Source organism: Streptomyces sp. NPDC007856, assembly GCF_042868225.1.
Classification (GTDB): Bacteria; Actinomycetota; Actinomycetes; order Streptomycetales; family Streptomycetaceae; genus Streptomyces.
Genome location: NZ_JBIAEC010000003.1, coordinates 540,283 through 559,908, shown reverse-complemented (window position 1 = coordinate 559,908; position 19,626 = coordinate 540,283). Strand labels below are relative to the sequence as shown.

General features: G+C 70.3%; 19 protein-coding genes. 9 read left to right on the top strand and 10 right to left on the bottom strand.

Annotated features, from left to right (window positions below; translation table 11 throughout):
* The first annotated feature begins 188 nt into the window (after positions 1-188).
* The 5 genes from ACFYOH_RS10620 (at position 189) to ACFYOH_RS10600 (ending at position 3,562) form a co-directional block, all read left to right on the top strand.
* Positions 189-1,544 carry an aspartate aminotransferase family protein gene (locus ACFYOH_RS10620; protein ID WP_388623452.1) on the top strand — a complete coding sequence of 452 codons (1,356 nt, stop codon included), beginning with the start codon at positions 189-191 and terminating at the stop codon, positions 1,542-1,544.
* A 112-nt stretch (positions 1,545-1,656) separates the two neighbouring features.
* Positions 1,657-2,352, top strand: coding sequence for a GntR family transcriptional regulator (locus ACFYOH_RS10615; protein WP_388623449.1), 696 nt, complete (start codon positions 1,657-1,659; stop codon positions 2,350-2,352).
* Between the two features lie 62 nt (positions 2,353-2,414).
* Positions 2,415-3,065, top strand: a complete 651-nt coding sequence (locus ACFYOH_RS10610; protein ID WP_388623446.1) for a hypothetical protein — start codon at positions 2,415-2,417, stop codon at positions 3,063-3,065.
* A 79-nt stretch (positions 3,066-3,144) separates the two neighbouring features.
* Positions 3,145-3,384, top strand: coding sequence for a DUF6400 family protein (locus tag ACFYOH_RS10605; RefSeq protein WP_388623443.1), 240 nt, complete (start codon positions 3,145-3,147; stop codon positions 3,382-3,384).
* Entirely contained in the window at positions 3,371-3,562 is a 192-nt protein-coding gene (locus ACFYOH_RS10600) for a hypothetical protein (RefSeq protein ID WP_388623440.1), read from the top strand. The genes ACFYOH_RS10605 and ACFYOH_RS10600 overlap by 14 nt, the downstream gene beginning before the upstream one ends.
* A gap of 3 nt (positions 3,563-3,565) precedes the next feature.
* On the opposite strand, the gene ACFYOH_RS10595 is transcribed toward ACFYOH_RS10600, so the two are convergent.
* Together ACFYOH_RS10595 and ACFYOH_RS10590 are read right to left on the bottom strand one after the other, a co-directional pair.
* Positions 3,566-5,383, bottom strand: a complete 1,818-nt coding sequence (locus ACFYOH_RS10595) for a bifunctional metallophosphatase/5'-nucleotidase (protein ID WP_388623437.1) — start codon at positions 5,381-5,383, stop codon at positions 3,566-3,568.
* A gap of 250 nt (positions 5,384-5,633) precedes the next feature.
* Positions 5,634-6,917 (bottom strand): adenylosuccinate synthase, encoded by a 1,284-nt coding sequence (locus ACFYOH_RS10590; RefSeq protein ID WP_388623436.1) that lies wholly within the window; start codon positions 6,915-6,917, stop codon positions 5,634-5,636.
* Positions 6,918-7,113: 196 nt separating this feature from the next.
* Here ACFYOH_RS10590 and ACFYOH_RS10585 point away from each other — a divergent pair, with 196 nt between their 5' ends.
* The gene (locus tag ACFYOH_RS10585; RefSeq protein WP_388623433.1) at positions 7,114-7,950 is read left to right on the top strand and encodes a diacylglycerol kinase; all 837 of its coding nucleotides are present in this window, start codon (positions 7,114-7,116) and stop codon (positions 7,948-7,950) included.
* Here ACFYOH_RS10585 and ACFYOH_RS10580 read toward each other — a convergent pair.
* Positions 7,942-8,538, bottom strand: coding sequence for a Uma2 family endonuclease (locus tag ACFYOH_RS10580; RefSeq protein ID WP_388623431.1), 597 nt, complete (start codon positions 8,536-8,538; stop codon positions 7,942-7,944). The genes ACFYOH_RS10585 and ACFYOH_RS10580 overlap by 9 nt on opposite strands.
* A 212-nt stretch (positions 8,539-8,750) precedes the next feature.
* On the opposite strand from ACFYOH_RS10580, the gene ACFYOH_RS10575 reads away from it, so the two are divergent.
* A complete protein-coding gene (locus tag ACFYOH_RS10575) occupies positions 8,751-10,262 on the top strand; it encodes an APC family permease (protein ID WP_388623428.1) in 1,512 nt (503 codons plus the stop codon).
* 6 nt (positions 10,263-10,268) lie between these two features.
* Here ACFYOH_RS10575 and ACFYOH_RS10570 read toward each other — a convergent pair whose 3' ends face one another.
* A complete protein-coding gene (locus tag ACFYOH_RS10570; RefSeq protein ID WP_388623425.1) occupies positions 10,269-10,769 on the bottom strand; it encodes a GbsR/MarR family transcriptional regulator in 501 nt (166 codons plus the stop codon).
* Positions 10,770-10,843: 74 nt separating this feature from the next.
* Between ACFYOH_RS10570 and ACFYOH_RS10565 the strand changes: the two genes are divergently transcribed.
* Complete coding sequence (locus ACFYOH_RS10565; protein ID WP_388623422.1) at positions 10,844-11,746, top strand: ATP-binding cassette domain-containing protein; 903 nt, start codon at positions 10,844-10,846, stop codon at positions 11,744-11,746.
* On the top strand, positions 11,743-13,314 hold the full coding sequence (locus ACFYOH_RS10560) for an ABC transporter permease (RefSeq protein WP_388623420.1): 1,572 nt from the start codon (positions 11,743-11,745) through the stop codon (positions 13,312-13,314). Before ACFYOH_RS10565 ends, ACFYOH_RS10560 begins: the two co-directional genes overlap by 4 nt.
* Before the next feature lie 3 nt (positions 13,315-13,317).
* On the opposite strand, the gene ACFYOH_RS10555 is transcribed toward ACFYOH_RS10560, so the two are convergent.
* From ACFYOH_RS10555 to ACFYOH_RS10530, 6 genes are all read right to left on the bottom strand, one after another.
* Positions 13,318-13,920 (bottom strand): Uma2 family endonuclease, encoded by a 603-nt coding sequence (locus tag ACFYOH_RS10555; protein ID WP_351602484.1) that lies wholly within the window; start codon positions 13,918-13,920, stop codon positions 13,318-13,320.
* Between the two features lie 87 nt (positions 13,921-14,007).
* Positions 14,008-15,231: a cytochrome P450 gene (locus ACFYOH_RS10550; protein ID WP_388623417.1), complete on the bottom strand. Its 1,224-nt coding sequence runs from the start codon at positions 15,229-15,231 to the stop codon at positions 14,008-14,010.
* Between the two features lie 106 nt (positions 15,232-15,337).
* Positions 15,338-16,003, bottom strand: coding sequence for a response regulator (locus ACFYOH_RS10545; protein WP_388623415.1), 666 nt, complete (start codon positions 16,001-16,003; stop codon positions 15,338-15,340).
* A complete protein-coding gene (locus ACFYOH_RS10540; protein ID WP_388623412.1) occupies positions 16,000-17,340 on the bottom strand; it encodes a sensor histidine kinase in 1,341 nt (446 codons plus the stop codon). Before ACFYOH_RS10540 ends, ACFYOH_RS10545 begins: the two co-directional genes overlap by 4 nt.
* 97 nt (positions 17,341-17,437) lie before the next feature.
* The gene (locus ACFYOH_RS10535; protein ID WP_388623409.1) at positions 17,438-18,118 is read right to left on the bottom strand and encodes a response regulator; all 681 of its coding nucleotides are present in this window, start codon (positions 18,116-18,118) and stop codon (positions 17,438-17,440) included.
* On the bottom strand, positions 18,115-19,611 hold the full coding sequence (locus tag ACFYOH_RS10530; RefSeq protein WP_388623406.1) for a sensor histidine kinase: 1,497 nt from the start codon (positions 19,609-19,611) through the stop codon (positions 18,115-18,117). The genes ACFYOH_RS10535 and ACFYOH_RS10530 overlap by 4 nt, the downstream gene beginning before the upstream one ends.
* Positions 19,612-19,626 lie beyond the last annotated feature (15 nt).

Sequence of the window (19,626 nt, the reverse complement as noted above, 5' to 3'; positions counted from 1 at the left end):
CATACGTGTGCGACGGACCGAGAATAGTGCGGCCCTACCGGTGAGTCGCGCGGCCCGCTGTCTACGGTTCCGTAACGGGCCCGGCGCCCCGGGCCCCCGTCCCTTTGACAACCTGTCGCTAAAAGCCCCCGTCCACGGAACAAGACGCCGATAGGCCTTCCGCATCGCGGACATTTACGCTCGCGGGCATGACCCCTCAGCCCAACCCCCAGGCCGGCGCCGCAGTGAAGGCCGCGGACCGCGCGCACGTCTTCCACTCCTGGTCAGCCCAGGACCTCATCGACCCGCTCGCCGTCGCAGGCGCCGAGGGGTCGTACTTCTGGGACTACGACGGCAAGCGGTACCTGGACTTCACCAGCGGGCTCGTCTACACGAACATCGGCTACCAGCACCCGAAGGTCGTCGCGGCCATCCAGGAGCAGGCGGCGAAGCTGACGACCTTCGCACCCGCCTTCGCGATCGAGGCGCGCTCGGAGGCGGCCCGGTTGATCGCCGAGCGGACCCCCGGCGACCTGGACAAGATCTTCTTCACCAACGGCGGCGCCGACGCCGTGGAGCACGCGGTGCGCATGGCCCGGCTGCACACGGGCCGTCCCAAGGTGCTCTCCGCGTACCGCTCGTACCACGGGGGCACCCAGCAGGCCATCAACCTCACCGGCGACCCGCGCCGCTGGGCGAGCGACAGCGCCACCAACGGCGTCGTCCACTTCTGGGCGCCGTTCCTCTACCGCTCCCGCTTCTACGCCGAGAACGAGGAGCAGGAGACCGCGCGCGCCCTGGAGCACCTGGAGACCACGATCGCCTTCGAGGGGCCGGGCACGGTCGCGGCGATCATCCTGGAGACCATCCCCGGCACGGCCGGAATCATGGTTCCGCCGCCCGGCTATCTGGCCGGGGTCCGCGAGATCTGCGACCGCCACGGCATCGTCTTCATCCTGGACGAGGTCATGGCCGGCTTCGGACGCACGGGTGAGTGGTTCGCCGCCGATCTCTTCGGTGTCGTACCCGACCTGATGACCTTCGCCAAGGGCGTGAACTCCGGCTATGTCCCGCTGGGCGGTGTCGCCGTCTCGGGCGCGATCGCCGAGACCTTCGGCAAGCGGCCGTACCCCGGCGGTCTCACCTACTCCGGGCACCCGCTGGCCTGCGCCGCCGCGGTCGCCACGATCAACGTGATGGCGGAGGAGGGCGTCGTCGAGAACGCGCGGCGCCTCGGCGAGACGGTCCTCGCCCCGGCCCTCGCCGAGCTGACCGAGCGCCACCCGAGCGTCGGCGAGGTGCGCGGCGTCGGCATGTTCTGGGCGCTGGACCTCGTGAAGAACCGCGAGACCCGCGAGCCGCTGGTGCCGTACAACGCCGCAGGCGAGGCGAACGCCCCGATGGCCGCGTTCACGGCCGCCGCCAAGCAGCACGGCGTGTGGCCGTTCGTGAACATGAACCGCACCCATGTGGTCCCGCCGTGCAATGTCACGGAGGCCGAGCTGAAGGAGGGCCTCGCCGCCCTGGACGCCGCGCTGAGCGTGGCGGACGAGTACACGGCGTAACCGAACCACGCCTGCCCCCGGGGAGGCCCGAACGCGTAAGGTGACGTGCTCGTAAGCAATCTCGTGAGAGATGCGCGAGCACGTCGTCTACGCGTGAGGAGTGACCCCGACCATGCCCGGCAGCGGCGCCGTGACACGCAGCACCCTGCGCCAGCAGATCGCGGACGCGCTCCGTGACGAGGTGCTGGCGGGGCGGCTGCGACCGGGCCGGGCGTTCACGGTCAAGGAGATCGCCGAGCAGTACGGCGTCTCCGCCACCCCCGTGCGCGAGGCGCTGGTCGACCTGTCCGCGCAGGGCATCCTGGAGGCCGACCAGCACCGCGGCTTCCGGGTGCCGGAGTACTCCGTCACCGACTACCGGAACATGATCGAGGCCCGCAGCCTGGTCACCGACGGCATGTTCCAGGCCCTCACCATCGACCACCCCGCCTTCCGCACCCCGGCCGAGGACCCCCGTACGAAGGCCGCGCTGACCACGGTGCGCCGCCGCGGCGAGGAGGCCGCACGGGCCGCCGCGGCCGGCGACCTGACGATTCTCATCGGCTACGACCTCCGTTTCTGGCGTGAGCTCAGCGCCCTCTTCGGCAACCCCTACCTCGGCGACTTCCTGCACCGTCTGCGCGTGCAGTCCTGGGTCTGCGCGGTGCAGCACCTGCTCCGCCTGCCCGACCTGCGCGGCCGCCTGTGGTCCGGACACACGGATCTGGTCGACGCGCTGGCCCGGCGCGAGACCGACACCGCCCGCTCGATCATCGCCGAGTCCAACGCCCACTCACTGGCGCTACTGGAACGCCTGACCAACGGGTAAATGACCAGTACCCTTCCCGAACCACCTCCTTGGTGACCCCTTCTGTGTGCGAGGAGCCCTCTTTGGCCTGTGACCTGTGGCTGGTACCGCTCGTGGACGTGTTGTGCCACACGCCCGACAACCCGTTCGCGGAGGAACTCGCGCAGTACAACAACGCCCTGGCGGCGGCCGGCCTCCCGCCGGTGCCGGTGTACCAGTACATGCCGGGCCTGTCCGGCGAGGTCGCACCCGTGGCCGGTTTCGACTACGACGCCCTGCACTTCCTGCGCCGGGCGTACTTGTTGCAGGTCTGCGGCCTGCCGGTGACTCCGGTCGGCGAACTCGGCGGCGACTACGAGCAGTTGCTGGAGATGTTCGAGTCCACGGCCCAGCAGTCCCATCTGGTCTGGCACTACGACCACGCGGGCGCGTACGTCCCGGTGGACTTCCCGCACCCGCTGTCGAACGACGAACTCCTTGCGGGCGGCGGCCCGTTGGGTTCCTCGCAGACCTTGCTTCGCGAGCTGGAGTACGTCGCCGGGTCCATCGGCATCGACCCGGCCAACCCGCCGGCCGCCCCGGCCCCGCCCACGGCCCCCACCGAACTGGAGGAACCGGCCGTCCCGGCGCCGTACGACCCGAGCCCCTTCGCCCGCGAGCGGCATGTGTGGCTGGGCCTGCACGCGGCGGCGACGCGCTCGCTGGCCCAGGGCTCGATGATCGTCTTCAGCTGAGGAGTCCGCCTGGCGGACCTGGTGTGATTTCACCCACCTCTTCTTGCCGTGGGGGAAATGCCTGCCTACGTTCGGTGGCATGTCCCCCCACGGCCCCACCTTCGACTTCAGCGTCGACCTGAGCTCGCACGAGATGCTCCGGCGTACCCATGTCATGGCCGCCCTCGGCCCCGGCTGGGACCCCGCGGCGGCGCTCCGCGGCGAGGAGGAGGCGCGTGCGCTGCTGTACTCCGGCCTGGACGCCGAGCAGCAGCGCATCTACGACGAGCTGGTGGCGGCCGGTGTGCTCCCGGCGGGGCCCAGTGATGCTGCCGCTTGATCCGCAGGCCGACACAGCTCGGCGCGCCTGGGGGGTGGACTGCCCGAACTGCGACGACCGGGGCGGGTGGCGCTACCTGCTGTCCAACACCGGCAGCCTGCTGCACCTGCAGTGTCCGTCGTGCCACCACATCTGGTCGCACGAGACGTACTTCGGCGCCACCCGCTCCACGCGCTGACGGTCAGAAGACCGGTGTCCCCGCCTGGGTCAGCTTCCAGTTGGTGACGGCGAAGTCGGCCGGGTCGAGGGTCTTCTTCGCGGTCACGTAGTCGATCATCAGCTGGCGGATCTCGTTGGTCGAGCTGTAGGCGATGGGCGCCGAGGCGATGTGCGGGTAGCCCGAGCCGCCGTTGGCGCGGTAGTTGTTCACCGCGACGACGAACATCTGGTCGTCGGCGATCGCCGCACCGTTGTAGGTGAGGTTCTTGATCCTCGACCCCTCCGGCTGGGCGATGTCGATCTCGTAGTCGACGCCCGCCGCCGTGTCGTACATGTAGTCCCAGAACTTGTTGGCGTTGGTCAGCGTCGCCGTGTCGACCTTCGTGCCCGCCGGGACCTGGTGGTAGTACTTCGCCGCGTACTCCAGGTAGTCCTTGAGCTGGGCGCCGGTCAGCTTCTTGCCGTACAGGGTGTTGTCGTAGATGTAGAGGCCGGCGATGTCCTTGATGGTGACGTTGCCCTGGGGGATGTCGGCCGTGCGGGAGAAGGGGGCGGCGACCGAGATCAGCGGAAGCGCGGCGTCCGACGCCGACAGGCCCGCCTTCACGCTCTCCATCTGCACCTTGTGGATGAAGTCCATGATCGGCACGTCCTTCCAGCAGGACTCCGCCGCCGAGAGGTCCGCCGTACACGTGCCGACCGCCGTGTTGACGTACTTCACCACCAGCTCGTGGTCGGCCTCCAGGAGCTTCTTGATCTCCGGGTCCTCGTCCACCGTGTTGGGGTTGAGGGTCTGCGCCGTCTTGCTCGTCACCTTCCACTGTCCGTGGTGGAGTTCGAGCTCGAAGTCGAAGACGCTCAGGCGGTAGCCCCAGCAGTACGGCTCCGACAGGAGCACCTCCTCGCCGGTCTCCGCGTTCTTCACCGTGTAGGACGGGACCTCCACGTGCGTGTGGCCCACCAGGATCGCGTCGATGCCCGGCACCTGCTCGGCCACCAGGTTCGACGCGTTCTCCACGTACGGGAGTGCGTCGCCGTAGGACGAGGAGCCGTCCAGGCCCGAGTGGTCCGTCAGGAAGACGACGTCACAGCCCAGCGCGCGCAGCCTCGGCACATACTTCTTCGCCTGCTCCACCAGGCCCGGGAACACCATCTTCCCGCTGACGTTGTCCTTGTCCCACAGCGCGATACCGGGGTTGGTGAGGCCGAGGATGCCGACCTTGATGTCCGGGGCGCCCGGAACGCAGATGCGCTTGACGGTGTACGGATGGAAGGCCGGGCGCAGCGTCTTCGCGTCGAGGGCGTTGGCGCCGAGCAGCGGGAAGTGGCACTGGCTCTCGAACTTGCGCAGCACCTCGATGCCGTAGTTGAACTCGTGGTTGCCGAGGGCGGCGGCGTCGTAGCGCATGTGGTTCATGGCCACGGCCATCGGGTGCCTGGGGCCCTTCTTGCCGTCGGTGCCCGTGATCGGGTCGACGCGCGCGAAGTAGTAGGCCAGGGAGGTGCCCTGGATGATGTCGCCGGCGTCGACGAGGAGGACATGGTCCTCGCCCTTGGCCTCGCGCTGCTGCTTGATGAGGGTGGCCACGCGCGCCACGCCGACGGAGTTGCCCGCCTTGTCGGTGTAGGCGGCGTCCTTGTAGTAGTCCCAGTCGAAGACGTGACTGTGCAGGTCGGTCGTGCCGAGGATGGAGAACGACCAGGTGCGCGGCTTGCGTTCGGGCTTCTGCTCGGCCGCCTGGGCGGGGGCCGCCGCGACGGTACCGGCAGCGGCGACGGCCGCACCGGTGACGGCCGACTTCTTCACGAACTCCCGGCGGTTCATGGGACTGAGGGGCATTCAGGGCTCCTGGTTTGGCTGGAGTTGGCGACAAGCAGCGGCGGTGCAGTGCGGAGGCTACCCGCGTAGATGCTGCTCGCGCCCGCGATTGCCGGAAAACCAGGGAAAGGTCATGTCCAGGTCAAAGATGGGTCAGTGTGCGCCCTGAGCGAACTCTGGGGAAACAGCCGGTGTCGGACAGGGCCGCGAGCGCCCGCCGATCACGCCCGGAGGCGGACCGGCGGACGCTCCGCCCGGTGCACGAAGTCGCCTACAGGAACGAGTTGATCTCGATCGTCTCGTCCCGGCCCGGGCCCACGCCGATCGCGGAGATCGGGGCGCCGGACATCTCCTCCAGCGCCTTGACGTAGTTCTGGGCGTTCTTCGGCAGGTCGGAGAAGGACTTCGCCTTGGTGATGTCCTCGGACCAGCCGGGCAGGGTCTCGTAGACCGGCTTCGCGTGGTGGAAGTCGGTCTGGGAGTACGGCAGTTCCTCGACGCGCTTGCCGTCGATCTCGTACGCCACGCAGACCGGGATCTGCTCCCAGCCGGTGAGCACGTCCAGCTTGGTGAGGAAGAAGTCCGTGAGTCCGTTCACACGGGTCGCGTAGCGGGCGATGACGGCGTCGAACCAGCCACAGCGCCGGTCACGCCCCGTCGTCACACCCCGCTCGCCACCGATGCGGCGCAGCGCCTCGCCGTCCTCGTCGAACAGCTCGGTCGGGAAGGGGCCGGCGCCGACGCGGGTCGTGTAGGCCTTGAGGATGCCGATGACCCGGCTGATCTTCGTCGGGCCCACACCGGCGCCGGTGCAGGCACCGCCGGCGGTCGGGTTGCTGGAGGTCACGAAGGGGTACGTGCCGTGATCGATGTCCAGCAGCGTGCCCTGGCCGCCCTCGAAGAGCACGACCTTGTCCTGCTCCAGCGCCTGGTTGAGGACCAGGACCGTGTCGGCGACGTACGGCTTGATCTGCTCGGCGTAGCCCAGCAGCTCCTCGACCACCTGGTCGGCGGTGATGGCACGCCGGTTGTACAGCTTGGTGAGGATCTGGTTCTTGACGTCGAGGGCCGCCTCGACCTTCTGGTGCAGGATCGACTCGTCGTAGAGGTCCTGGACCCGGATGCCCACGCGGTTGATCTTGTCCGCGTAGGTCGGCCCGATGCCGCGACCGGTGGTCCCGATCTTGCGCTTTCCGAGGAAGCGCTCCGTGACCTTGTCGACGGTCACGTTGTACGGCGTGATGATGTGCGCGTTACCGCTGATCAGGAGCTTGGACGTGTCGACGCCACGCTCGTTCAGACCGCTCAGCTCGGAGAGCAGGACCGACGGGTCGACGACGACGCCGTTTCCGATGACCGGCGTACAACCGGGAGACAGGATTCCGGAAGGGAGGAGGTGAAGCGCGTACTTCTGGTCACCGACGACGACCGTGTGGCCGGCGTTGTTGCCGCCCTGGTACCGCACTACATAGTCCACCGAGCCACCGAGCAGGTCGGTCGCCTTTCCCTTGCCTTCGTCACCCCACTGAGCACCGAGCAGCACAAGTGCGGGCACGCGCGTACACCCCTTCCGGGTGGGGCATGTCCAAGGTCGGGGGCTTGGGCGTAAGGTTCACCGCCGCGTACCACAGCGACCGTCATTGGTCGCCGACCGTCGGACCGGATGCCCCGGAATAGACGAAGCCCCTGGCGCAATAGCGCAAGGGGCTCTTGCACAAAGATGCTACCCGAGGAAGCGAGGCAGGACCGAGGTGGCGACCTTCGCGACGTCCGAACAGCTGCTGGTGATCATCGATCCGGCGGCACGGCAGACGGACGGGGAGTCCGTGAGGATCGCGAAAGACGTGCTCAGCGCGGGTGCGGCGGCCAAGGTGTGTCTGCCGGACGGGCCGGAGGAATTCGCCCGGGCGCTGGGCCGGCGGGGTTCGAGGCGGCCGGTCGTGGTGGGTGACGGTCACGCTCTGGTACGGGCCGTGACCCTGCTGCACCGGGCGCGGGAGCTGGCCGGATGTGCGCTGTCGGTGGTCCCGGTCGGTGACAGCGGGCTCGCGGAGGCGCTCGGGGTGCCGGGCGGGGCGGTGGCGGCGGCGCGGGCCGTGCTGGACGGGGCCGAGCGGCGGCTGGATCTGCTGGTCGACGACAGCGACGGGGTCGTGCTGAGCGGGCTGGGCATTCCGCCGGGGCCGGTGCGGTCGGCTGCCGCCGAGCCGGTCCCGGTCGGCTCCGGCCGCCCCTGGTACCGCTCGCTGGTCCGCACCCTCGCCCCGCGTCCGCCCCGGCTTCCCGCCGTGCCTTCCCCCGGCCCCTCCCGGCTCCGGGTCGAGGTCGACGGCGAGACGGTGGTCGACCTCGGTCAGCCCGTGGAGGCGGTGTCGGTGACACCGGGCACGGGCGGGCTCGCGCGGGTGGAGGTCCGCCCGCTGTCGGTCGGCGCGGAGGCGACCCCTCTGCGGACGTCCGGGCGGACCGTGACGGTCGTCGGCGCGGATTTCCGCTACCGGGCTGACTCAGGGGTGACGGGTCCGGTACGGCGACGGACGTGGCGGGTGGCGGAGGGGGCTTGGGGGTTGGTACTGCCGTCAGCTTGAGGCGGGGGCTTCGAAGCCGGTGGTGTCGAGGGTGCAGTCGAAGGGGGCGGGGATGTGCAGCTTCTCTCCGAAGGGCCTCGTCTCACGCGACTCGTAGCCCTTGGGCGACGGGTCCCAGAACACAGTGGCCCGCTCCTCCTGCATGTCGAGGAGGAGGTACACCGGAACACCCGCCCTGCCGTAGACCACGGCCTTGTCCGTCAGGTCGTCGTCGCGAGTGGAGGAGGAGGTCAGCTCGGCAGCCAGGGTCAGGGACTCGCCGTCCAGGCGATTGCCGGTCGTCCTGGTAATGTGCCGCGGCGCCACGTGGATGTCGGGTCCGTAGGCGCGCTCCTCCGCGGGGAAGACGTAGAGGAACGGACTAGTGGTGATGCGGTGCCCGTCGGGGAGGTGCGGCCGGAGCCGATCACAGATCAGCTCCATGACGTCCTCGTAGTACCCCTTCGACCACGGCGACAAGACGATGCTCCCCCTGATGACCTCGGCTTTGAAGCCGAGAACGTCCAACTCGTCGAGGGCGTCGAGAAGCGCCCCGAAACTGCTGGGCTCGCTGCCGCTTATCGTCGGTCGCTCTGTCATCAGCGTCATGATGCGCCCTACCCCCGGATGCAAACCAGTCACCACACAGAGCAGCCGAACGAACACGGCACCGACACGGACTCTGCACCAATGGCCGCCCTAATGGTCTGGTGACAAATATTTAACCGCGTAGACCCCTTCCCGTGCCCCTCCCCCGTGCACCATCCTGCTCCATCAGGACCCACCAGGACCCAGGGACCCGACACGGAAGGGGCCACCCGATGGCAGTGGACGAGGGCGTTGCCCCGGCGGCGGGCACGGCGGACGAGGAAACGGTTCATCGGCTGAAACCCAACGCAGTAGGGCTGCTCGGCGTGGTGTTCATGGCCGTCGCCACCGCCGCGCCGATCACCGCGATGACCGGCAACGTGCCCTTCATGGTGTCGTCCGGCAACGGCATCGGGGCACCCGCGAGCTATCTCGTGGCAATGGTCGTCCTGGCAATCTTTTCCGTGGGTTTCACGTCGATGGCGAAGCACATCACGTCGACCGGCGCCTTCTACGGGTTCATCTCCTACGGCCTCGGACGGACCGCCGGTCTCGCCTCCGGGCTGCTCGCGACCTTCGCGTACGTCGTCTTCGAACCGGCGCTGATCGGGATCTTCTCCACCTTCGCGACCACGACGTTGAAGGACCAGACGGGCGTGCACCTGCCCTGGTGGGCCTTCGCGATCCTGATGCTCGCGATCAACGCGACCGGCACCTGGTTCGGGGTCAGCGTCGCCGAGAAGCTCCTGGTGGTGCTGCTGGCCACCGAGGTGACCGTGCTGGCGGCGATGGCGGTGTCCGTGGCCTTCCACGGGGGCGGACCGCACGGGTTCAGCCTCGCGCCGGTCGACCCGGTCAACGCCTTCAAGGGCACGTCCGCCGGGCTCGGGCTGTTCTTCGCCTTCTGGTCCTGGGTCGGTTTCGAGTCCACCGCGATGTACGGCGAGGAGTCCCGCGACCCGAAGAAGATCATCCCGAAGGCCACGATGATCAGCGTCCTGGGCGTCGGCGTCTTCTACGTCCTCGTCTCCTGGATGGCCATCACGGGCAACGGCGAGGCCGAGGCCGTGAAGGCCGCCTCCTCCGCCAACCCGCTCGCCCTGTTCTTCAACCCCACCGAGCGCTACGTCGGCCACTGGGCCGTCGACGTCATGCAGTGGCTGATGATCAGCGGCTCGCTGGCCTGCGGCATGGCCTTCCACAACTGCGCCGCCCGCTATCTGTACGCCCTCGGGCGGGAGGGCGTCCTGCCCTCACTGAAGAACACCGTCGGCCGCACCCACCCCCGGCACGGCTCCCCGCACATCGCGGGCCTGGTGCAGACGGTGGTGAGCGCCGTACTGATCGCCGCGTTCTGGATCGCCGGCAAGGACCCGTACAACGCGCTCTACGTCCTGCTGGCCATCCTCGGCACGATGGCCATCCTGGTGGTCCAGGCCGTGTGCTCCTTCGCGGTGCTCGTCTACTTCCGCAAGCACCACCCCGAGAGCCGCCACTGGTTCCGCACCTTCACCGCCCCGCTCATCGGCGGCATCGCGATGCTCGGCGTGGTCGTCCTGCTGGTGTCCAACATGGGGGTCGCGGCGGGCGCGGAGTCCGGCTCCCTGCTGCTGAAGGCGACGCCGTGGCTGGTGGCGCTGGTCGCGGCGACGGGGGTGGGCTACGCCCAGTACCTGAAGCGGCGGTCGCCCGAGCGGTACGCACTGCTGGGGCGGACCGTGCTGGAGGAGACCAAGGAGCGCTGAGAAGGCTCAGCGGCCGTACTTCCGCTCCCGGTACACCCGCCAGCGTTCCATCATCTCCGCCACGTCCCGCTCCACGAACTCGAAGAAGTCCAGCGTCTCGGCCAGCCGGCGTCCCGCGGGGGTGTCGGCCCCGAGGCTCGACACCCCTTCCCGCAGGGCGTCCTCCCAGCGCTTGATGATCGCCTCGCGGTTGGTGAGCGCCTCGTACCACTGGTCGCTGTGCACCCGGTACCGCTCCCGGCGCGAGCCGGGCTCGCGTTCGCGGGAGACCAGGTGGACCTGGGCGAGATAGCGGACCGCGCCGGAGACGGCCGCCGGGCTGATCCGGAGCTGCTCGCCCAGCTCGGCGGAGGTCAGGGTGCCGTCGTCGGAGGCGAGCAGCGCGCCGAACACCCGCGACGGCATGCGCGGCATGCCCGCCTCGACCAGCTGTGCCGCGAAGTGCTCCACGAACCGCGAGACCGACTCCGGGTCCCGCTCCGGCGTTCCTGTCGTCGACTCCGTCATGCCCTCACCCTAACCGGTATTCATGGACTTCCTTAACTTCACAAATTTCTGAAAGAAGCGTACGTTCGGTAACCATGACGAAGGCAATCACGGTCTCCGGGCTCCACAAGTCCTTCGGCCGTACGCACGCGCTGGACGGCCTCGACCTGGACGTCGAGGCCGGTGAGGTGCACGGTTTCCTCGGCCCCAACGGCGCCGGCAAGTCGACCACGATCCGGCTGCTGCTCGGGCTGCTGCGCGCCGACGCGGGCGCCGCACAGGTGCTGGGCCGCGACCCGTGGCGGGACGCGGTGGAGGTGCACCGCAGGATCGCCTATGTGCCCGGTGATGTGACCCTGTGGCGCAACCTCTCCGGCGGCGAGGTCATCGACCTCTACGGCCGCCTGCGCGGAGGGCTGGACCAGCGGCGGCGCGCCGAGCTGATCGACCGCTTCGAGCTGGACCCGACCAAGAAGGGCCGCACCTACTCCAAGGGCAACCGGCAGAAGGTCGCCCTGGTCGCCGCCTTCGCCTCGGACGTGGACCTGCTGATCCTGGACGAGCCGACCTCGGGCCTGGACCCGCTGATGGAGGAGGTCTTCCAGCGCTGTGTGGAGGAGGAGCGGGAGCGCGGCCGTACGGTCCTGCTGTCCTCGCACATCCTCAGCGAAGTCGAGGAGCTCTGCGACCGGGTCAGCATCATCCGCAAGGGGCGGACGGTGGAGAGCGGGTCGCTGGCCGACCTGCGGCATCTGACCCGGACGAGTGTGAGCGCCGAACTCGCCGGGCCGCCCGACGGGCTGGCCCACCTGCCCGGCGTGCACCACCTCGACGTCCAGGGCCACCGGGTCCGGCTCCAGGTCGACACCGACCGACTGGACGCCGTACTGCGCTCGTTGACCGCCTCCGGCGTGCGCTCGCTGACCTCGACGCCGCCGACCCTGGAGGAGCTGTTCCTGCGGCACTACCAGGACGAGCCGGACGAGGTGACGGCATGAGGCGCCAACTTGCGGGGACGGGAACCCTGCTGAGGTTCGCCCTGCGCCGTGACCGCGTGCTGATCCCGGTCTGGGTCGCGGTGAACGCGCTGATGGTCCTGTCCATGCCGAACACCCTGAAGACCCTGTACGGCACCCCGGCCGCCCGCGCCGACCTGATGCACCAGATGGCGACCAACACCTCCCTGCGCGCCATGGTCGGACCCGTCTTCGACGACTCGCTCGGTGCGCTGACGGCCTGGCGGGTCGGGGTGTACGCGGGCGCCCTCGCCGCCGTGACGAGCCTGCTCGTCGTCGTGCGGCACACCCGGGACGAGGAGGAGAGCGGGCGGCAGGAGCTGGTGTCCTCCGGGACGGTGGGGCACCGGGCCCCGCTCACGTCGGCCCTGCTGACGGCGGCCGTCGCGAACGCGGCTCTGTGCGTCCTGCTCGTGGCGGGGCTGGCCGGGCAGGGCGCCTCGGGTGCGCTGGCCTTCGGGCTCGGGGTGGCGGGCGTGGGCATGGTGTTCGCCACGATGGCGGCGATCGTCGCCCAGCTGACGGAGAGCGCCCGGCTGGCCCGGGGGCTGACGGCGGCCGTGCTGGGCGGGGCGTTCGTGCTGCGCGGGGCGGGCGACTCGGCGTCGGATGGGGGTTCGTCGGTGCTGACCTGGCTGTCCCCGCTGGGCTGGCTGGAGGACCTGCGCGCCTTCACGGCCGAACGCTGGTGGGTGCTGCTGCTGTTCGCGGCGGCCATCGCCCTTCAGGGTTTGGTGGCCTACGAGTTGGCCGGGCGCCGGGACATCGGCATGAGCTTCCTGCCGACCCGCCCTGGACCGGCGGCCGGCCGACTCGGCACGGCGGGCGCGCTCGCCTGGCGCTTGCAGCGCGGCAGCGTGCTCGGCTGGTCGACCGGCTTCTTCCTCGCCGGGGTCGTCTACGGCGGGATGACGGACGGCGCGGCCAGGCTCGTCGGCGACAACGCCAAGGCACGGGAGATCTTCCAGCGCATGGGCGGCCAGTCGGGGCTGACGGACGCGTTCCTCGCCGCGATGGTCGGCATGCTCGGTCTGGTCGCCGCGCTCTACGTCGTCTCCTCCGTGCTGCGGCTGAGCGGCGAGGAGACCTCCGGCCGGGCCGAACCGGTGCTGGCCGCGGCCGTGGGCCGGCTGCGCTGGGCCGCCGGCCATCTGATCATCGCCTTCGGCGGCTCGGCCCTGCTGATGCTCCTGGCCGGCCTGGGCTTCGCCGTCGGCTACGGCAAGCAGAGCGGCCCGGTGCTGGGGGCGTGCCTGCTCCAGGTGGCCGCGGTATGGGTGATCGGCGGGGTCGCGGTCCTGCTGTTCGGCGTGCTGCCACGGGGCGCGGTCGCGGCGTGGGGTGTCGCCGGTGCGGTACTGCTGATCGGCTGGATCGGACCCGCGCTGAACGCGCCGCGGGCGGTGCTGGGCCTGTCCCCGTTCGGGCATCTGCCGAAGCTGCCGGGTGGGGGGATGGAGTGGGGGCCGGTGGGGGTGCTGCTGGGGGTGGCTGCGGTGCTGGCGGGGACGGGGCTGGCCGGATTGCGGCGGCGGGACATGGCCGCCTGAACGTCAGTCGACGTACTGCTTCAGCTTCTCGGTATCGAGCTCGATACCGAGGGGCTGAGGGACCAGCAGCTTGGCGCCGAAGGCCTCCTTGTGGGTGGTGCGATAGCCGACGCCCCTGTCCGGATCGCTGAACAGAGTGACCGTGCAGTCGTCCCGGTCGACCAGGAGATAGAACGGGATACCCGCCGCACCATAGGCGACGGGCTTCTCCTGACGGTCACGCCGGTCGGTGTCCGAATCGTAGGAGGTGACCTCAAGGACGAGGAGCGCACCGCTGGGATCGGCCCACTCCCCGTGGCCGGCGAAATGCTCCTCGGGCACGAGGACGGCGTCCGGACGGACCCGGCCCTCGCGGTACTGCTCCACCCTCAGCCCCTGCCCCTGGTACAGATCCAGGTCGGGCCGGGCCTGCATGCACTGCCGCATCAGCCACAGCACGATGGTGTTGTGATCGCCGTCGGGCACCTTCTTGACCCCGATCCGTCCGTTGATGAACTCGAACCTGACGGCGTCGTCGGTCTCCTTGGCCGCGAATTCGGCGATCCTCTCGAACTCCTCCACGGACATCTGGGCCGTCTGCGACGTGCGCTCTGCCATAACCGTCATGGTGCACCCCCTCTCGGGTCAGGGCCAGTGTGGCGAGCCGTCGGCGAGCACGGGCCGGGTCGCCTCTGCGATCAGCCGAACGGGTGATCATCTGATCTCGACGCTCAGCCCTTCCAGCCCCCGGATCACGAAGTTCGGCTTGCGCCGCGGCTCCGCCGCCAGAGTCAGCGTGGGGGCCTGCTGCAGTAGGGCCGTCATCGAGGCGGCCAGTTCGATGCGGGCCAGTGGAGCGCCGATGCAGTAGTGGATGCCGGCACTGAAGGAGATGTGCGGGTTGTCGGTGCGGGTCAGGTCCAGGCGGTCGGGGTCGGTGAAGACGGCCGGGTCGTGGTTGGCGGAGCCGAAGAGCATGGCGATCTCCGAGCCCCTCGGGATCACCGTGCCGTCGATCTCGATGTCGTCCAGCACCCAGCGTTCGAAGAGCTGGAGCGGGGTGTCGTAGCGCATCAGCTCCTCGATCGCGGACGGGATCAGGGAGTGGTCCGCGCGCAGGGCGGCCAGCTGGCCGGGGTTGCGGAACAGCGCCCACCAGCCGTTCACGGTGGCGTTGACCGTGGCCTCGTGACCGGCGTTGAGCAGCAGGACCGCCGTGGAGATCATCTCCTGCTCGGTCAGCCGGTCGCCGTCCTCGTCGTGGGCCGCGATCAGGCCGGAGACGAGATCCTCGCCCGGCTCCTTGCGGCGGGCCGCGATCAGCAACCGCAGATACTCCGAGAACTCCACCGAGGCCCGGACCGCCTTCGCCGCGGTCTCCTCCGACGGGTTCAGCTCGTACATCCCGCAGATGGCCGCCGACCAGGGGCGGAGCTGGGCGCGGTCCGCCTCGGGGATGCCCAGCATCTCCGCGATCACCGCCACCGGCAGCGGCTCGGCCACGTCGGTCAGCAGATCACCGCCGCCGTTGTGGACCAGCGCCGCCACCAGGTCGTTCGCCAGGCCGTGCACATACGGCTTCAGCCGCTCCACCGTGCGCGGTGTGAACGCCTTCGACACCAGGCGCCGGATCCGGGTGTGGTCCGGCGGCTCCAGGTCGAGCATGCCGTGGTCGTTGAGGGTGTGGAACGGCTCGTGCTCCGGCGTGGGCGGGGTCCGCCCGAACTCCTCGTGCGAGAACCGGTGCTGATACGTCCGCCCCAGCCGACGGTCCCGCAGCAGCGCCGAGACATCCGCGTGGTGCGGGACCAGCCACTGGTCGGTCGGCTCGTACCGGATCGCCCGGCCGCGTGCGCGCAGCTCGGCGTAGGCCGGATACGGGTCGGCGAGAAACGCCGGGTCCCAGGGATCGAAACCGAGGTCGTCAGGGCCTGCCATGCGGGGACGCTAACCCGCCGGGCCGAGGTCTGACCAGGGGGCTCCCTGCACGGCCCCTCGCTGGGCCGTCACGTCCGCTCGCCGCGTACGCCCCGGTGCCTCTCCGTCAGCCCGGTGTCACCAGCCGCGCCTCGTAGGCGAACACCGCGGCCTGGGTGCGGTCTCTGAGGCCGAGTTTGACCAGGATGCGGCTCACATGGGTCTTGATCGTCGACTCCGCCACCACCAGGCGCTCGGCGATCTCCACGTTGGACAGGCCCTGGGCGATCAGGATCAGGACCTCCGTCTCGCGTTCGGTGAGGTCGCCGTAGGCCGCGTGGGCCGACGGGGCCAGGCGCGGGGGGTCCGAGAGGCGGGAGAACTCCGTGAGCAGTCGCTTGGTGACCGAGGGAGCCAGGAGGGCCTCGCCCGCGGCCACCACCCGCACTCCGTCGGCCAGTTGGCGGGCGGAGGCGTCCTTCAGGAGGAAGCCGGAGGCTCCCGCGCGCAGGGCCTGGTACACATACTCGTCCAGGTCGAAGGTCGTCAGGACCAGCACCTTCGCCGCCGCGTCCGCCGCCACGATCTCCCGGGTGGCCTCGATGCCGTTCAGCTCCGGCATGCGGATGTCCATCAGGACGACGTCCGGGGCGAGTTCGCGGACCCGGTCCACCGCCTCCCTTCCGTTGACGGCCTCGCCGACGACCTCGATGTCCGGCATCGCGTTCAGCAGGACGGAGAAGCCCTCGCGGACCATCATCTGGTCGTCCGCGATCAGTACGCGGATGGTCATGCGTCCCCTTCGCTCACGACGGCCGCCGGCACCGGCAGGAACACCGTCACCTCATAGCCCCCGTCCGGCGACGGGCCCGTCGTCATCTCGCCGTTCAGCATCGACACACGCTCCCGCATGCCCGTGATGCCGTGCCCCGCGCCCGGAGAGGGTTTCACGAGGTGTGGCACGGGCGGCGGAGCGTTGACTATGCGCAGGCCCAGGCCGCCGAGGACATAGCCGATCTCCACGCGGGCGCTCGCTCCCGGTGCGTGCCGCAGGGTGTTGCTGAGGGCCTCCTGGACGATCCGGTACGCCGACAGCTCCACGCCCTGCGGCAGTTCCCGCACCGCACCGGTCACCGCCTTCTCCACCGTCAGGCCGGCCTCCCGCACATTGGCGAGCAGCCCGTCGAGGTCGGCCAGGGTCGGCTGGGGGGCGTCCGGCGCCTCGTAGTCCTCCGCGCGCACGACCCCGAGGACCCGGCGCAGCTCGGTCAGGGCCGCCACCGCGTTCTCCCGGATGGTGGCGAACGCCTTCTCCAGCTCCTCCGGCGGGTTCTCCACCCGGTAGGGCGCGGCCTCCGCCTGGATGGCGACCACCGACATGTGGTGGGCGACCACGTCGTGCAGCTCACGGGCGATCGTCGTGCGCTCCTCCAGCAGGGTGCGGCGGGAGCGCTCGTGCTCGGTCACCGTCTGCTGGGCGGTCACCTCCTGCTGCGCCTGGCGGCGGATGTGCCGGACCGAGACGGCCAGCAGGAGCAGGGCCGACACGAGCAGCATCGGGGTGACATTGGTGTCGTAGCGGTGCCAGCCGAAGAGGCCTCCTGTGACGAAGCCGTAGACCGCGGTCATCACCCACATCGAGGCCGCGGTGCGCGGGCGGGTGCGCAGCGCGACGACCGTGAGCACCACCAGGTGGGACAGGAAACTGCCCGGCAGCCAGGGCCAGTCGCTGAACTCACTCCGGCCGATCACGGCGGCGACCATGCTCGCGCCCAGCGAGAACCAGAACGCCCCCACCGGACGCGCCAGCGTCAGCAGCACCGGCCCCAGCGCCAGCAGCCCGCACAGCAGGGCGGCCGGCCCGGACTCGAAGGAGCCCGCCATGCTCAGGGTCATCGCCACCACGCCCAGCGCGGCCACCACCACATGCGGCAGCCAGCCCGCGCCGGACACACGGCGGCTGAGCGCGCCGTCGGCGCTCCGGCGGGGCAGCGGGTCGTAGGCGAAGGCGTCCTGGAACAGGTCCTGCCGCAGCCCTCGCAAAGCGTCCGCGGCCAGCCGGAACTCCGGGCTGCGCGGCCGGCCGGCCGGGCCCGGCGGTGTCGTCTGCGTGTGCGTCGTCTGGGTCACGTACGAAACGGTAGGCGGGCGGCGGGGCACGGTCGTCACCTTGGAGACTGGTTCTCGGGCGTCCGTCTCAGGTACTACGGGTCGCCCCTTGCGGGTGTCAGCGGCCGCCGGGGCGGACCACGCCCGACTCATACGCGAAGACCGCCGCCTGGGTGCGGTCGCGCAGGCCCAGCTTCACCAGGATCCGGCTCACGTGCGTCTTCACGGTCTGCTCGGCGACGACCAGCCGCTCGGCGATCTCCGCGTTCGACAGGCCCTGCGCGATCAGGGCCAGCACCTCCGTCTCCCGCTCGGTGAGATCGCCGACGCGCTGCTTGAGCGGGGCCCGGGGGCTGCCGTCCAGACGGGAGAACTCGGCGATGAGACGGCGGGTGACAGCGGGCGCGAGGAGCGCGTCGCCCGCGGCCACCACCCGGACCGCCTCGGCCAGCTTGTCCGCGGAGGCGTCCTTGAGCAGAAAACCGGAGGCCCCGGCCCGCAGTGCCTCGTACACGTACTCGTCCAGGTCGAACGTGGTCAGCACCAGCACCTTGATGGCGGGATGCTCCGCGGTGATCCGGCGGGTCGCCTCGATGCCGCCGAGCTCGGGCATCCGGATGTCCATCAGCACCACGTCCGGGGCCAGTTCGGCGGTCCGCACGATCGCGTCCAGACCGTCCACCGCCTGTCCGACCACCTCGATGCCGGGCTGGGCGCTGAGCAGCACGCCGAAACCCTGCCGGACCATCTCCTGGTCGTCGGCGATGAGTACACGGATGGGACCGGCGCCGCTCGTCATGGGTGCTGTTCTCCTGTCGGGGGCTCGTGCGGGTACGGGTCAGGGGTGGAGCCGGGTGGCAGCTGCCGCCGGAACACGGCGGGCAGGGCGAGGCCGATCGGCACCGGGGTGCCGTCACGCGGCAGGAACGCGGTCACCCGGAAGCCGCCTCCCCGCTCCCCCGTCGCGACGACGTGCCCGCCCAGCATGGCCGCCCGCTCCCGCATGCCGAGCAGACCGTGCCCGCTGCCCGGGGACGGCGGGGCCGCACGGCTGGGCCGGGAGTTGGTGATGTCCAGGCAGATCCCGTGGGGGTGGTGGACGACCACCACGTCGACCTTCGCGCCCGGGGCGTGCCGCAGGACGTTGCTCAGGGCCTCCTGGACGATCCGGTACGCCGACAGCTCCACGCCCGGCGGATAGCCGCGAGGCTCGCCCTCCACCGTCTTGACCACGTCCAGGCCGGCCGCCCTGGTGTTCTCCATCAGGGCGTCCAGGCGGGCGAGGTTCGGCTGCGGGGCGTCGGGGGCCGGGCCGGTGCCGGGGGCGGACAGCCGGTGGGTCTGCTCGACGGCCTCCGGGTCGTCCGGGCCCTCCGACCGCAGCACCCCGAGGACCCGGCGCAGCTCGGTCAGGGCCTCCAGGGCGTTGTTGCGGATGCCGGCGAGGTTCTCCTTGAGCTCCTCGGAGGGGTTCTCCACCAGGTGGGGGGCCACCTGGGCCTGGATCGAGATCACCGACATGTGGTGCGCGACCACGTCGTGCAGTTCGCGGGCTATACGGCTGCGCTCCTCCAGGAGTGTGCGCCGGGCCCGTTCCTCTGCGGTGATCGTCGTCTGCTCGACCAGTTCCTTACGGGCCTCGCTACGGCTGCGCAGGGCCGCGCCGATGACGGCGGCGATCGCGAACAGGCCGACGGCCACCGTGCCTGTCGGGGAGTAGCGCGTCGCTCCCAGGCCGCCCTCCACGACGGCGGTCACCAATGCGCTCGTCACGAGCGCGGCGACCGTCCCGCGGAACCGGACGCGCAGGGCGAGGAGCACCAGGACGGCCATGTGGGCCAGCAGGACGGGCGTGGCCCAGGGCCAGCCGGGGCTGGACAGCCGAAGCAGCGGCGCCGTCATCTGCTGGCGGGCCAGCAGCGCGGTGGCGAGGGCGGCGGCCAGGGACAGGGCCCACGCGGACACCGGCCGCCAGAGGGCCAGGACGACGGCGGCGGCCTGGAGGAACGTGCTGAAGAACGCCACGGCCGTGGTGAAGCCGTAGCTGTTGGTCAGCTCCTCGCCGCCGCCGAGGGCGATGCCCAGGGCGAGGTAGCCGACGAGCAGGTAGGTGAGCAGGCGGATCCAGCGGTGCCGGGAGAAGGGGGGTGAGTTCGGCGAGGGATTCTCGCCGAGCCAGGTCCGAAGGCGGCGCGGAGTGGTCCTGGCGGTGGACGGGCTGTCGGTGGCGGGTCGGTTCTCGGGTGCGGGTGTCCCCTGGGGGTTCTTACCGTCGGCGGCCGCGGGCGTCACGAGGTCAACACTAGG

What these genes read in the sequence shown, in the direction of transcription:
- ACFYOH_RS10575 (WP_388623428.1), top strand. Translation starts at nt 8,751, where the DNA reads ATGGCAGTGGACGAGGGCGTTGCCCCGGCGGCGGGCACGGCGGACGAG.
- ACFYOH_RS10595 (WP_388623437.1), bottom strand. Translation starts at nt 5,383, where the DNA reads ATGCCCCTCAGTCCCATGAACCGCCGGGAGTTCGTGAAGAAGTCGGCC.
- ACFYOH_RS10545 (WP_388623415.1), bottom strand. Translation starts at nt 16,003, where the DNA reads ATGACCATCCGCGTACTGATCGCGGACGACCAGATGATGGTCCGCGAG.
- ACFYOH_RS10550 (WP_388623417.1), bottom strand. Translation starts at nt 15,231, where the DNA reads ATGGCAGGCCCTGACGACCTCGGTTTCGATCCCTGGGACCCGGCGTTT.
- ACFYOH_RS10570 (WP_388623425.1), bottom strand. Translation starts at nt 10,769, where the DNA reads ATGACGGAGTCGACGACAGGAACGCCGGAGCGGGACCCGGAGTCGGTC.
- ACFYOH_RS10600 (WP_388623440.1), top strand. Translation starts at nt 3,371, where the DNA reads ATGCTGCCGCTTGATCCGCAGGCCGACACAGCTCGGCGCGCCTGGGGG.
- ACFYOH_RS10620 (WP_388623452.1), top strand. Translation starts at nt 189, where the DNA reads ATGACCCCTCAGCCCAACCCCCAGGCCGGCGCCGCAGTGAAGGCCGCG.
- ACFYOH_RS10615 (WP_388623449.1), top strand. Translation starts at nt 1,657, where the DNA reads ATGCCCGGCAGCGGCGCCGTGACACGCAGCACCCTGCGCCAGCAGATC.
- ACFYOH_RS10535 (WP_388623409.1), bottom strand. Translation starts at nt 18,118, where the DNA reads ATGACGAGCGGCGCCGGTCCCATCCGTGTACTCATCGCCGACGACCAG.
- ACFYOH_RS10565 (WP_388623422.1), top strand. Translation starts at nt 10,844, where the DNA reads ATGACGAAGGCAATCACGGTCTCCGGGCTCCACAAGTCCTTCGGCCGT.
- ACFYOH_RS10580 (WP_388623431.1), bottom strand. Translation starts at nt 8,538, where the DNA reads ATGACGCTGATGACAGAGCGACCGACGATAAGCGGCAGCGAGCCCAGC.
- ACFYOH_RS10560 (WP_388623420.1), top strand. Translation starts at nt 11,743, where the DNA reads ATGAGGCGCCAACTTGCGGGGACGGGAACCCTGCTGAGGTTCGCCCTG.
- ACFYOH_RS10605 (WP_388623443.1), top strand. Translation starts at nt 3,145, where the DNA reads ATGTCCCCCCACGGCCCCACCTTCGACTTCAGCGTCGACCTGAGCTCG.
- ACFYOH_RS10555 (WP_351602484.1), bottom strand. Translation starts at nt 13,920, where the DNA reads ATGACGGTTATGGCAGAGCGCACGTCGCAGACGGCCCAGATGTCCGTG.